A 13,222-nucleotide genomic window follows, 5' to 3' on the forward strand; every position below is an offset into this window, starting at 1 on the left:
GCGACGCCGTGCGTGCGCGAACTTGGTACGGTGAATTTCGTGAGCTTGTTCTGATGTGTGCTGTTCACAACATCAAGCAATCGCTGAAACCGTGAAATCACGCTACGTCTGGCGATTCACCACGGCCAAATTATTCGGACAACCGCCAGAAGTAGCTAACAAGGCGGAATCACTTCCTAAATGAACTCTCATAGCTGAGAGCTGTTAAGATAGCACCGCTGCTTTGTTTCGTAATGCGACATCTGCGGAGTGTTCAGATAACAGGCGTACAGGTATTATTAGAGTGGTCTCCATCTCTCACCAGACGCACAAGAGGAGCAGGAAGACACACTTATTCCCGCCTGATATTCAATAGATATGAACAACACAATATAATCCTGATGGTTGCACTGTGGGACACTACTACTCGCAAGTTCCAGAGTATCGGTCATAGCATAACAGGTGTACAGCTATTATTCAAACTGAGTATCGGACTGAGAATCGCCGATTTCGGGTGACAGTGTTGGACTGCAGCAACTCATCAGTATCGAGGCGCTACAGAAAGCGGTTGCAGTTGTGCAAGGAGAGCGTGAGTACGCACAGGGCCAGCCGAAGCGGACTGGGATACGGTGGCGGGACTGGTCTCGGTTGCCGCTGATATCCTTTGCATGGTTTCACTGCATTTCGTATGCTGCGTTCAGATTCAGTCAGATTGAACACGACACTGAGCAGTAAACGTGCCAGCCTTCAATATCTGCAGCAGTCGAAGCTAGTACACTACTATGAGACCGTCCTCCTCCGTTTTCAGTGACTATACAACGTCACCAGAAAGAACTGAGTCCAAGAAAGTAGTCTGCGAGGCTGGGAGGCCGTGTCGCAGTACAGTCACCGAGACGCCACTGAGAATGCACCGGGCAGAACACCTTGAGGTCAGAGTTCAATGTGGTTGAATAATTTTATAAACACTTAGCCAAACATACGTGTATGACAGGACAAGACACAATCGAGTCCGCCGGGAGAGTGCTGGATATTATTGAAGCACTGAAAACGGAGCAGTCACTCGGCGTCACCGAACTGGCAGAGCGGGTGGGGATGCCAAAGAGTACAGTCCACGTTCATCTCTCAACTCTCAAGAGTCGAGGCTACGTCGTACAGGACCAGAACAAGGCCTATCGGCTGAGCTTACGGTTTCTGGACATCGGGATGAAAGTCCGCGAGCGACAGGAAATGTATCAGGAAGTCGCTCCGAAACTGAACGAAATAGCCAACGAAACTGATGAAAAAGCGTGGTGGATAGTCGAAGAGAACGGCAAGGCAGTCTTCCTGGCCAAAGCACTCGGCAGTCGGGCGATCCAGACAAACTCACAGATCGGCCAGTACACCGAACTGTACAGGCTGGCTGGTGGAATGGCGATCCTCTCAGTGTTGCCGAAACACCGGCGAGAATCAATCCTCGAAAGCTACGACTACCCCCTTCCGGACGGTCGAAATCGGCAAGAACTCGAAGCGGAGCTCGACGAGATTCAGGACCGTGGGGTCGCCTACGGCATTGACCAGTTCCTCGAAGGCGTAGCCGGTGTCGGGGCACCGCTGGTGGACAACGCTGGCAACGCGTACGGTGCAATCAGTGTCTCGGGCCCAGCGAACCGGTTGGACTCGGAACGCATCGAGAACGAACTGACCGACCTCATCCGTGGGATCTCCGGCGAACTACAGGTGAATCTCTCATACCAATAGTTCTACTAACTCGAACACCGCTGATTTGGGCGATCTATCCGCAAGACCGTTTGTTCCCCCATCCAATAGGGCGCTGACACGACAACTCCATATTCAATAGAATAGAACGTTCCATGTGGTGTGTTTACATCAAACTAGTCGCTACTGCTCGGTGCATGGCACTCGAATGATGGTCGAGGCCTTGCGTTGAGCGAGGTCCTACGCCATATGATCCAATGACCGGAGATTGGATCGATATCTGCCGATTGTCGCCGCAATCAGTCAGTGACACCGACGCCGAGGTGTCTGTCGAGTACTTCCTCGTCATCCTGGATCTTCGCCGCAGTTCCCTCGTGGACTATCTTGCCCTTTTCGAGGATGTACGTATACTCCGAGACCTCCAGTGCAACCGGGATGTTCTGCTCAACGACGAGTACTGTGATGCCTTGCTCGTTCAGCTCACGGATGAGGTCCTCTATCTGCCGGACGACATATGGTGCGAGTCCTTCGGTCGGTTCATCAAGCAACAACAGATCCGGGTCGGCAGTCAGGGCACGACCGACTGCGAGCATCTGCTGTTCGCCACCCGAAAGGACCGACCCGTCTCTGTGTTCGCGCTCTGCAAGGTTCTCGAACATATCCAGTACGTCGTCAACTGACGGCCCGTCAGGTGACTCGGAACCGATCTCACCCATTCTGATGTTCTCTCGGACGGTCAGTTCGGGGAAGATCCGCCGCTCTTCGGGAACGAACCCGATACCGCGCCGGATCGTCGTCTCGGAAGTGAGTGTCGTGATGTCCTCGCCGTTGAACGTTATTGACCCTCCGTTCGGGGTGATGTTGCCGACAATCGACCGGAGCGTCGTTGTCTTGCCGACCCCGTTTCGCCCGACCAGCGACACAACGCTTCCGCGTTCGACATCCATTGAGACGCCCTGTAGTACCTCAGTCATCCCGTACCCGGCCCGGACATCTTCAAGAGAGAGCAGTGGGTCGGTCATTCTCGAACACCACCGAGGTACGCATCGCGGACATCCTCGTTGTTTGCGATCTCTTCGGGTGTCCCGCTTGCGAGTTCTTCACCGCGAGTAAGGACGGTAATCCGGTCCGAGACACGCATCACAAGGTCGATATCGTGTTCGATGAGCATCAGCGACCGGTCTGAGAGGACGTCATCGATAAGCTTCATTGTGGCCTGTGTTTCCTCGCTACTCATTCCGGCAGTTGGTTCGTCAAGCATGATGAGATCAGGGTCTGTCGCCAGTACGAGACCTAGTTCAAGTCGGCGCTGGTCGCCGTATGCCAGTGCCTCTGCGTGCTCGTCAGCCCGGTCTCGAAGGCCGATCTGCTCCAGTACCGTCCCAGTTTGCTCCGTGATCTCGTCGAAGCCGTTCTTGTCACGGAACAGTGCCTCGCCGGGGTTGATCTCGTCACTGTGGACGGACTGGGCTGCCAGACGCACGTTTTCTCGAACGGTGAGGCCGCCGAAAACATTCGTAATCTGGAACGACCGCCCCAGTCCGCGGCCGACCCGTTCGTGTGGCGCGACGTTAGTAATATCTTCACCCTTGAACCGAACGACGCCTTCTGACGGCGATAGTGCGCCAGTGATGAGATTAAACGTCGTTGTCTTCCCGGCCCCGTTTGGCCCGATAACGCTCCTGAACTCACCATCCGCAACCGACAGTGACACGTCGTCAACAGCGGTGAGCTTGCCGAACCGCTTCGTCAGTCCATCCGTTTCGAGTACAGTCTCAGTCATCGCTTCTCACTTCCGGCTCATCCATATCTACGGACCCATCCGCGTTGTTGGCCGTCTTCAGTCGCTGTGCGACGAGAGACGGAATCGATACGATACCGCGTGGGACGAACAGCACGAACAGGATGAACATCGTCCCGATAATAAGCCGCCACTGGTCGGTGTACGACGAGAGGAATTCTTCGGCGCCGAAGAAAACGCCAGAGCCGATCATGGGACCGTACAGTGTACCCATCCCACCGAACAGCGCAATGACGATGACCTCCCCTGAGTGAATCCAGTTGAGTGTCTGGTCTGGTGAAATGATGACAGTCGATGGACTGACGGCGAGGAGGCCGCCGGCCAGTCCAGCCATGCCGCCGCTGATGACAAACGCTCGGCGTTTGTATCTGTTGACGTCGTACCCGATGAACTCCGCCCGTTCTTCGCTTTCCCGGATCGACTGCAAGACGCTGCCGAAGGGCGCGTTCATCATGCGCCGAGCGAACAGGAACGAGAGTACCGCAATGAGCAGGGCCAGATAGAAGAACACGAACTGTTGGCCGATTTCGTACCCGAGGAGCCCGAACTCGATATTCGAGAGTGACGCCCCGAGGCTACCGAGTCCGATGAACGCCTCAAAGCCGAGCAAGCCGTCGCTCCCGCCGGTGAAGTCGAACTTGAACACAGCGCTGTAGAGCAACTCCGCAAACGCCAGCGTAATCATCGCGAAGTACACACCGGACACCCGGATAGAGAGGCTGCCGACGATCCAGGCCAGGATAGCACAGAGGAGAATCGCCCCGAGTAACACGACAAAAACCGACTGCGAGTAGTGCAGCATGACGAGCGCAGCGGTGTACGCGCCGACGCCGTAGAACATCGTGTGGCCGAGCGGGACCAGTCCGGCGTACCCCATCACGATATCCAGACTCAGTGCGAAGATGGCCCAGATGAGGATCTCGTTGAGGACGACAAGGTAGTACTGATTGCCCATGAGCAGAATCGCGACTGGGGCGAGTGCAAGCGCGACAACAGCGACACCGCCGAGCCGTACCCGTGTGTTGTCTGCCAGTATCCCGCCGTACCCGCCGACGAGAATCTCGCCTTCGCCTTCCGACTCTTCACCTCGCGTTCCGAACAGTCCTTGCGGTTTCACGAGCAACACTGCAATCATAAGCAGGTACACAGTCAGTCCTTCGAGATTGGGGACGCTCAGCGTCGTATCACCGAACGTGGCCAGGACAGTTCCGTTGTAGGCCCGCATCAGCGTCTGGACGATACCGACGAGCAACCCGCCGAAGACGGCCCCTCTGAAGCTACCGAGGCCTCCGAGGACGACGACAACGAATGCCGGAATAATGACGCTGTTCCCCATCCCGGTGTTCACGTTCTGATAGCCGCCAAGGACAATCCCGGCGACGGCGGCGAGGGCTGCACCGACGCCAAAGACAAGCGTGTAGTACTGGTCGATGTCAATGCCGACGTTCCGAACCATTTCGCGGTCCTGCGACCCGGCACGGATGATCATCCCGTACTTTGTCCGGTTCAGCAGGTACCACGTCACTACCGCGAGCAACGCTGCGAAAACGATCATGAAATAATTATACACAGACACCTGGACACCCAGTATGGATATTGGCTGGCTCAGATACTCCGGGACAGCTAGCTGCCGTTGCTGTGTCCCCCAGATAAGACGGATCGCGTCATTGATGACGAGTACAAGTCCGAACGTCAGGAGAATATGATACAGCGGGTCGCGGCCATACAGCGGCCGGACAGTCGTTCGCTCAATAGCGGCACCGATGAGACCGACGACGACCGGGGCAACCACTATCGCGACCCAGAATCCAGTCCCAGCTCCGAACGGCGCAATGATGGTCAGCGCGAAATACGCACCGAGTGCGAACAGTTCGCCATGGGAGAAGTTGATCACGTCCATGACGCCGAAGATGACTGACAGTCCGGCGGCTAGCAGGACATACACCATCCCCAGGGTGAGGCCATTCAGCAGTTGTTCGATGAAGTCGGCAGCAACCATTGTGCTACCTACATCTCACAGCCGAGGTCACTGGCTGGTGGCAGCGTCTCCGAACCCGGGACCTGCTCGAGGAGTTCGACGTCCGCTGAACCACCATCGCCTTCGACGATTTCAGCCATCCACGTCGGATTCGTGGCCTGATGGTCGCTCTCCCGAAGCGTAATGTCCCCCAGTACTGTCGTGAACGTGCCACCTTCCAGAGCGTCTCGGACATCCCCCGGTTCGGTGCTCCCAGCCTCGTGCATTCCCTTGGCCATCAGCCGCATCGAGTCGTAGCCGACGCGGGCGAAGTTGCCGGGCTGCCTGTCGTTCTCGCTGGAGTAGGCCTCAACGAACGCCTGATTGTCTCCCGTTTCGAGCGAGGGGTCGTACCGAGCGCCGCCGAATGTGCCGACGCTGTTTGCCCCAGTCCCGGCACGGACACTCTGGAACGTCTGGGTCGGCCCGACAACAGCGATCTGGTCGGTGAGACCCTGGTCCGCGGCCTGATTGGTGAAGTTCACCAGATCACCACCAGTCATCCCCAGTACGACCACGTCAGCGTCGGAGTTGCTGATCTGCGTGATGAACGAGCCGTAGTTGCTTGCACCCAGCTCCGACGTTGATGTCCCGACCTCGGTATAGTCGTCGCTGGCACTTTCCATACGCCTGCTCGTGCGGTTGTACACCGAGTCGCCGTACGCGTAGTCCGCGTAGTGGAACCAGACGTTGTTCCCCAGATTGTTGACTGAATACGACGATATCGCCTCAGCAATCTGTGCAGTGTTCGTTTCAAAGCGGAACACCCATTCGTTGCAGGCAGACCCAGTGATCGGAACGGCTGCACCGCCGGGGAAGTAGATGTGCTCCGACTGAGCGGCAAAGTCATTCAGCCCGAGCGCCACGGAACTGGAAATCGCACCGAATACGAACTCCGCCCCGTCTTCCTGAACGACGCGCTGTGCCTCAGACTGTGCAGCGCCGGCCTCGGTTTCTGTATCGCCTGTCACTAGCTCGAACTCGAAGTCGTAGTCGTCGTTGTTGTTTATCTCCGTTACAGCGAGTTCGGCCCCGGTACGCTGGCCCGGTCCAAGAGAACTGAACGGGCCAGTCATTGGGTTCAGGCTCGCAACAGTCACTGCCGCCTCGCCGCCTGTTGACCCGCCTTGACAGCCGGCGAGCCCAAGCGCGCCGGCTGCCCCGGCAGCGGCAATGAACTGTCTCCGTGAACGGTCGATTCCCACACTACTGTCTGGTGAGGTACCTTCGCTCGACATAGGTTCATTATCTATTGTTAAGCAAATCGTATTAAAGCCTTGCCCCCTGTCGGCGCGTCTCACGCTGTTCGCTGCGTTCAGTCGCGCGCTATCGCGTCCTGTCGCTCACGTTCCCGGCGCCGTAGTGACTAGCTGGTGCTGTCGTCCTGTCTGTACAGCCACGCAAGCACAGTCCCGAGTACCGCGGTGACCCCAGTGAGTGTCGTAAAGCCGTGCCCACTGGCGTCCGTCCCGGTGTTTGCCTCCGTCGCTGTGTTTGTGCTCTCTGTTTCTTCGGTAGCTGTCGGGCCGCTCGCCACAGTATTCTCGTCTGTCTCAGTGCCGTCACTCGTCGGCGTGTCACCGATAGCAGCACCAGCTGTATTTGCTGGCCTCGACAGCGTTCGAGTCTCGGCTGTGGCGGACTCGATATCTGCGTCGGCGAACAACAACTGCTTGTACTCGAAATTCTCGAACATCGCCAGCTGGTCGTCGTAATGCTCGCCAGTAGTGCCGTCCGAAGCGACGTAGCCGTCGTTTCCGGGCGGGAGGATGTTCTCTGCCTCGGGGTCGTCGCTGAGCCGGACGACGTGGTTCTCAGTCCCGCGGTTCAGCAGCGCCGTGTTCCCCGCGGACGTGACGCCAATAGGCATCCCGAACAGCGCGAGGTTATCGAACTCGTGCAGGGCCGCCTCACGCCGCCAGGTCGCCGGTTCACCGTCGTATTGCTCGGCGAGTTCGCTCACGGCGGTTCGGAACGCGCTGATTAGCGCGTCCGTGATATCTCCATCGGCGTACTCGGCCTGTGTCACCAGTGCTGTCTCCGCCGGGTTGAGTACCCGCATCAGGGTGCCGCGACCGTAGTCGTAGCCAAGGAAGTACGATGCTGGCCCGTATGCGCTCCCGAACGTCTCGCTGAAAACCTCCTCCAGGATGTACGGAAACGTCGCATCCCAGATGGTGTAGCCAGCAGAGTGTCGGCCTTCGTTGTCTTCGCCGTCGGCCTGCGCGAAGTGGTCCCACGAGGCCAGTTCGTCGCGTGCTTGCTGTTCGGTATTAGAGAGGTCTGCGTCTGCAAGCGCGTCGAGCAGATGGTCTCTGTACCGAATCGAACGCAGGTCGGTGAAAGAGATGTCGTAGATAACGGTCTTCAGGAAGTCATAATCGACTGTCCCCTCCTGATCTAACCGCTGCTCAAGCAGATTGATGATCCGTTGCACGCGGTGGTCGGTCGACCATGAATAGCTCAGGTCACCGTTGTTCCACGCGGGCGCAGGTTTGTTGTTCCACTGTGCCGAGTACCCCGGATTGGGATTGATCGCGTAGGGGACATCACCGTCAGCCGCACGGAGGTAGTCCGCCGACGTGAGTTCGTATTGTGTTCCATCGGCTGGCAACCGAGTGTCCCAGTCGACTGCTTCGCTATCCGGGTACCGACCCAGATGGACATACGCGATGTCACCATCCTTGTCAGCCCACATGAAGTTCAGCGCATAGTCACAGCGCTGTGCTGACTCCCGGAACTCCTCGGCGTCCGTCGCGAACTGACACTCATAGAAGGCTCGCCAGCAGTTCATGTGCCGGCCGGCGTATGACTTCGTCTGCGCCAGTGCTTCCGCGTTGTCGGGGTCCCACTGGGTCACAACACCGTGGCGTGTGAACCGCTCTGTATACGTCACGTCCTCGCCATCGGCGACAGTGATTGTCTGCTCGGCCGTTTCAACCTCGTACTCCTCACCACGGAAAGTGTACGTGTCCGGGCCGGACGAGTTGGTCGTGATCGATTCCGTAAACATCTGGATGCAGTTGTCGATCCCGGCAGTCGAGGTCATTGCCCCGTTGCGATTGTGTCCGAACATAATGAACGGATACCCCGTAACGGTGACACCGGCGACGTCGAAGTCCGGGCCATGCAGGCTTGCCTCGTACATTATCGAGGGAGTGTTGAATCCCATCTGGGGCCCACCCATCAGTAGCGCATCGCCACTGGCCGTGATATCACCCTGGACAGCGAGGGCGTTGCTGCCGTACTTGATCGGGAGGCCAAGACTGTCGAGTCCGGACGCAAGCGTTCGCATCCGCTCTATCTCTCCGTCGTGCATCCCTTCGGCATCAGATGGCGGCGTGTAGTCCCCGCCAGTCACCAGGTTGCTCGGTGTCGCAGACGGACCGCTGGCCCCGCGCGTCACCCTGTCTGTCTGCTGTCCCCCGGCCACATTGGGTGTCGGCCCTGCGCCCACGTCAGTATAGGGTGGGGCATAGATATCCGATGGCTGGACCGTCGAGGTCGGACAGCCGGGGTCGTCGCCCCACTGCAGGTCCTCGAACAACTCCATCGCACGTTGTTCGCTCCCGGTTTCCTGCGTGAGTGCGTCGAGAACAGTCGCACTGAGCGTCTCAAGCTGGAAGCCGCTGAAATACGCCATACTGGCGACGAACATCCCGGCGGCGTCTGTCGTGGTAAATTCCTCAGGCTCGAACCCGTGTTCCTGAAACGCCTGATGGAACTCCAGTTCCTCGCTTTCGCGGACTTCAGTAATATACCGGTTGATACCGTCGGTAAACGCCTGCAGGACCGCTCGCTGGTCCGCTGTCAACTGTTCAGCAGCCTGCTCGTCGAGTGACGGCTCGCCGGCGGTGTTGCGCCGCGCCTCGATATCGAACTGGACCCAGTCGGTGTCCCCGTCACCTGAACCGAGGACCGCCGCGACAGTCCCGTGATAGTACCGCCGGTACAGTTCTAGCTGATAGAGCCGGTCTGCCGCGGTTGCATATCCGAACCCGTAGAACACCGGCGCGCGGCTGTCAGCGTCGCGGGCGTAGATGTGTGGGACGCCGTAGTCGTCTCGTCGTATCGTGACCGTGGCATCGTCCTCCTGCGCGTACGCCAACTCCGTCTCAACGGCTCCGATACCGGTCATGCCGGTAACCGCCGCGCCTGTCTTCAGAAGCGTTCGTCGTGAAAGGTGCTGCCACGACTGCTGGTGCTGTGCTGACATCCCGTAATTGACAGTCTGGATATTTAATAAATATTTGGGGACATGTCTGGCCACACCGACAGCATGGCTCTCCAGTTCTGGTATCAACGTCGGTCACCCCCCGTGGCGCGCTGGACAAATTCGCCCAGCGGCTGCCATTCTCCCAATGACCGTATCAAGATACCCTAACAGCGGGTAGCTGAGACGATAGCTGTCGGCAACTGCCAATCAATTGCGATGGTCGTAGACCCGCTGAATCTTGCCGACTTCGGTTCGCTCGATAGTCCCGGGGTTGACGAGGTTAAGCTGGTCCGGAGTGAACGAAAGCACGGATTGCAGGCGAGACAGAACGTCGTCACGGAGTTCGCTGTGGTCTTTGCTGGACCCTTCAGCGCGCTCAACAGTGAGTTCCATGACGTCGAGATTGTCCTCCTCGTAGAGGTCGATCCGGTAGTATGGCGCGACGCCGTTGATGTCAAGCACTGCGTGTTCGATTTCGCTTGGATAGAGGTTCACGCCGCGGACAATGAGAAGGTCGTCGGTTCGACCGGTGACGTTGTCCATCCGTACCATTGTCCGCCCACACGCACACTCGTCGTAATTTAGCGTCGTCAGGTCACCCGTTCGGTATCGTATCACCGGCTGTGCCTGCTTGGTAAGCGTCGTGAGAACGAGTTCGCCCTCTTTGCCCGCCTCGAGTGGCTCTTTCGTGCGTGGATCGATAACCTCCGGGTAGAAGTGGTCTTCCCAGATGTGGAGTCCGTCCTGTGCTTCGTGACATTCCGCAGCCACACCGGGGCCGATAATCTCTGAGAGCCCGTAGTTGTTGATCCCGGTGGCGTTCAGTGCGGTCTCGATTTCCATTCGCATCGGCTCTGTACACGTCTCAGCGCCGTAGGAGACAACCGAAATCGGAAGCGCCTGCGGGTCATATCCCATCTCCTCGGCCGTTTCGGCGAGGTACAGTGCGTATGACGGGGTACAGGCCAGCACGTCGGTGTCAAGATCAGCGGCGAGTTCGACCTGCCGCTGCGTGCCGCCGCTGCTGGTCGGAACGACGGTCGCTCCGAGTTCTTCAGCGCCCTCGTGAAAACCCATCCCACCGGTAAACAAGCCATAGCCGTAGGCGTTCTGAACTGTATCGTCGGGACCCACACCAGCGGCTGACAGCGACCGCGCCATCGTCTTGCCCCACAACTCCAGATCTGCATCGACGTAGGAGACGATCTTGGGTTTCCCGGTCGTGCCAGAGGAGGCATGAAAACGGCTGACCTCGTCGTCATCGACGGCAAAGAGTCCGTCTGGATATTCGTCTTCGAAGTCCTCCTTGGTTGTCATCGGGAGCGAACTGATGTCGGCAATCCCGTCAATATCCGTCGGAGAGACCCCTGCGGCATCGAACCGGTCTCGGTAAAATGGCACATTTTCGTACACGTAGTTCACGATTGACCGGAGCCGCTCGCTCTGCACGCTCCCAAGCTCGGCGCGGTCGAGACACTCGTTACTGTGGTACATACGCAGCCGCTTCGACTAGCACCGGGAAAAAGTTCGGGGACCACCAGCGCAGATGACGGTTGATACGGTGACCGCACAAAACAGGACGGCTGAAGGCTGGTTCGCAGTTCAGTAGCGCTTTCTGCCACTGCGAGGGTGGCCACGGAGACGGACATAATTACGGCTCGTACTCCCGACCCGAGCATATAATGGGGAGCCTGACGCAGTCTTTGCCATGTCTCAGGAGACCCCGATCCGTGTCGACCACATCGGAATCGCTGTCGAGGACATCGGCGACGCTGAACCGTTCCTGTTCGCACTCGGCTGTCGGAAGCTCATCGAAGAGTCCGTCGAGGGGCGGTTTCGCTGGGCACAGTACGATTTCGGTCGGGAGGCGTCGCGGCTAGAACTCATCGCACCGGAGGCATCGGACACATTCCTTACGTCGTATCTCGACAACCACGGTCCGGGCCTACACCACGTCACGCTCGAAGTGGCCGCTGTCGACGCAGTGAAAGCGGTACTGGAGCGCAACGGATACAGCGTCATTGAGTACCGCGAGTATCAGGACTGGACAGAGGCATTTGTGCCACCATCGAACCCGACCGGGGCGCTGTTTCAATTGTTCGAGTATCACGATAGCTATGACGCTGACCGGCCTCCTGCCGGCAAACTCTACGTCGATGGAAGTCGGCTTGATGGGTGATATCTGCAGAAGGTCGCTCAGGGAAAACGCATCGGTCGGCAAAACAGGTGGAGCGCTATCAGTCGTCTCTTTCGTCGAGCTGGACCGTTTCCTCGACGATAAGCCGGGGGCCGGCCTCCAGATCGATAAATTCGGCTGCGTCGGCCTGCACTGTTTCGGCAAGGTCTGAATCAAACGCGTCGCTGAGTGCATCCATGTCCTCGAAATACAGCTCAAGCACGCCGTCGTAGGCCGCACGCTCCGGGTCTGTTGGCACGGATGTCACGTAGCGCTGCAACCCCGGCAGATCCTTCGCTAGCTCCGAGTGGTTGCCTTGCCATCGGTCGGCGAACTCCTCGTGAGTGTAGCCATCTCTCCGGACGAGCAAATCAACGATTTTTGTCATGCGTGCGCCATGTCGTCACGGATTGGCTTTTACCTGCCGATCTGGCAGGGCCACCACTGATTCAAGCTACTCGAACAAAACACTTGTAAGCCGATTAGTCATGTGTGTACGTATGGCAATCCCGCCCGCTGTCAACAGGCCGGTCGGAACGATCGAGAGAGCAATCGAGATCATGGAGTATCTCAAGGAACACGACACGGCCACGGTGTCTGAAATGACAGCCCACCTCGACTGTGCGAAGAGTACAACACACAGATACATGAAGACACTCGCGGCCAACAGTCTCCTCGTCGAGGACGATAACGAGTATCAGCTCGGTATCCGCTTTCTGGACTACGGCGAAGTGGCACGGAACAAATACCGGCTCTACGACGAGGCGAAGCCAAGAGTCGACGAACTCGCGGAAGAGACCGAGGAAAAAATCTGGTGTGCCGTTGAAGAACACGGCCGGAGCGTCCACATCTACGGCGCTCAGGGGAAACACTCGGTGCAGACGTACGCCCGGGTTGGCCATCGGAACTATCTCCACCAGCACGCCGCGGGGAAGGCCATACTGGCACACCTTCCAGACAACCAGATCACGAAGACCATCGACAGGCATGGCTTGCCTGGCCGGACGCCACAGACGATCACCGACCGGGACGAACTCTGGGAGGAAATCGAGGCCATCCGTGACCGCGGATACGCGTTCAACTTTCAGGAGTCGGTGGAGGGACTGCACGCGGTCGGGGCCCCGATCACGGACGAGAACGACATCGCCATCGGGGCGATCAGTGTCTCTGGCCCAGCAAGCCGGCTTGAAGGCCCCATTCTTCGGGACGAACTGCCGACGCTGCTACTGGGCGTTGTCAACGAGATCGGGATAAACATGGCCCATCCTTGAGGCTACCAGCGTAGTTCCAGCGGGGCAACGAGCAGTTTTCGAGTTGTACTTCGCTGCGTGTGGCTGC

The 13,222-nt window shown here is 58.1% G+C and carries 10 protein-coding genes and 1 pseudogene; 4 read left to right on the forward strand and 7 right to left on the reverse strand.

From position 1 onward, the window contains the following. A pseudogene (locus tag G9463_RS11835) lies at nucleotides 1-95 on the forward strand (IS5/IS1182 family transposase); the annotation flags it as partial. 868 nt (nucleotides 96-963) lie between these two features. Further along, a complete protein-coding gene (locus G9463_RS11840; RefSeq protein ID WP_004966567.1) occupies nucleotides 964-1,716 on the forward strand; it encodes an IclR family transcriptional regulator in 753 nt (250 codons plus the stop codon). A gap of 257 nt (nucleotides 1,717-1,973) precedes the next feature. On the opposite strand, the gene G9463_RS11845 is transcribed toward G9463_RS11840, so the two are convergent. From G9463_RS11845 to paaK, 6 genes are all read right to left on the reverse strand, one after another. Further along, nucleotides 1,974-2,696, reverse strand: coding sequence for an ABC transporter ATP-binding protein (locus G9463_RS11845; protein WP_127015028.1), 723 nt, complete (start codon nucleotides 2,694-2,696; stop codon nucleotides 1,974-1,976). Next, complete coding sequence (locus G9463_RS11850; protein ID WP_127015029.1) at nucleotides 2,693-3,457, reverse strand: ABC transporter ATP-binding protein; 765 nt, start codon at nucleotides 3,455-3,457, stop codon at nucleotides 2,693-2,695. Before G9463_RS11850 ends, G9463_RS11845 begins: the two co-directional genes overlap by 4 nt. After that, nucleotides 3,450-5,474, reverse strand: a complete 2,025-nt coding sequence (locus tag G9463_RS11855) for an ABC transporter permease (RefSeq protein WP_165896814.1) — start codon at nucleotides 5,472-5,474, stop codon at nucleotides 3,450-3,452. Before G9463_RS11855 ends, G9463_RS11850 begins: the two co-directional genes overlap by 8 nt. 8 nt (nucleotides 5,475-5,482) lie before the next feature. Continuing rightward, complete coding sequence (locus tag G9463_RS11860) at nucleotides 5,483-6,730, reverse strand: ABC transporter substrate-binding protein (protein WP_011224934.1); 1,248 nt, start codon at nucleotides 6,728-6,730, stop codon at nucleotides 5,483-5,485. 128 nt (nucleotides 6,731-6,858) lie between these two features. Continuing rightward, a complete protein-coding gene (locus G9463_RS11865; protein ID WP_165896815.1) occupies nucleotides 6,859-9,708 on the reverse strand; it encodes a penicillin acylase family protein in 2,850 nt (949 codons plus the stop codon). Between the two features lie 207 nt (nucleotides 9,709-9,915). After that, on the reverse strand, nucleotides 9,916-11,202 hold the full coding sequence (paaK, locus tag G9463_RS11870; RefSeq protein ID WP_165896816.1) for a phenylacetate--CoA ligase PaaK: 1,287 nt from the start codon (nucleotides 11,200-11,202) through the stop codon (nucleotides 9,916-9,918). 214 nt (nucleotides 11,203-11,416) lie between these two features. On the opposite strand from paaK, the gene G9463_RS11875 reads away from it, so the two are divergent. Next, on the forward strand, nucleotides 11,417-11,887 hold the full coding sequence (locus tag G9463_RS11875) for a VOC family protein (protein ID WP_004966575.1): 471 nt from the start codon (nucleotides 11,417-11,419) through the stop codon (nucleotides 11,885-11,887). Between the two features lie 58 nt (nucleotides 11,888-11,945). Here the strand turns inward: G9463_RS11875 and G9463_RS11880 are convergent, their stop codons facing one another. Beyond that, nucleotides 11,946-12,272 (reverse strand): EthD domain-containing protein, encoded by a 327-nt coding sequence (locus tag G9463_RS11880; protein WP_165896817.1) that lies wholly within the window; start codon nucleotides 12,270-12,272, stop codon nucleotides 11,946-11,948. A 112-nt stretch (nucleotides 12,273-12,384) separates the two neighbouring features. On the opposite strand from G9463_RS11880, the gene G9463_RS11885 reads away from it, so the two are divergent. Further along, nucleotides 12,385-13,155, forward strand: coding sequence for an IclR family transcriptional regulator (locus G9463_RS11885; RefSeq protein WP_004966577.1), 771 nt, complete (start codon nucleotides 12,385-12,387; stop codon nucleotides 13,153-13,155). Nucleotides 13,156-13,222 lie beyond the last annotated feature (67 nt).

Source organism: Haloarcula sp. JP-Z28 (genome assembly GCF_011440255.1).
Taxonomy (GTDB): Archaea; Halobacteriota; Halobacteria; order Halobacteriales; family Haloarculaceae; genus Haloarcula; species Haloarcula marismortui.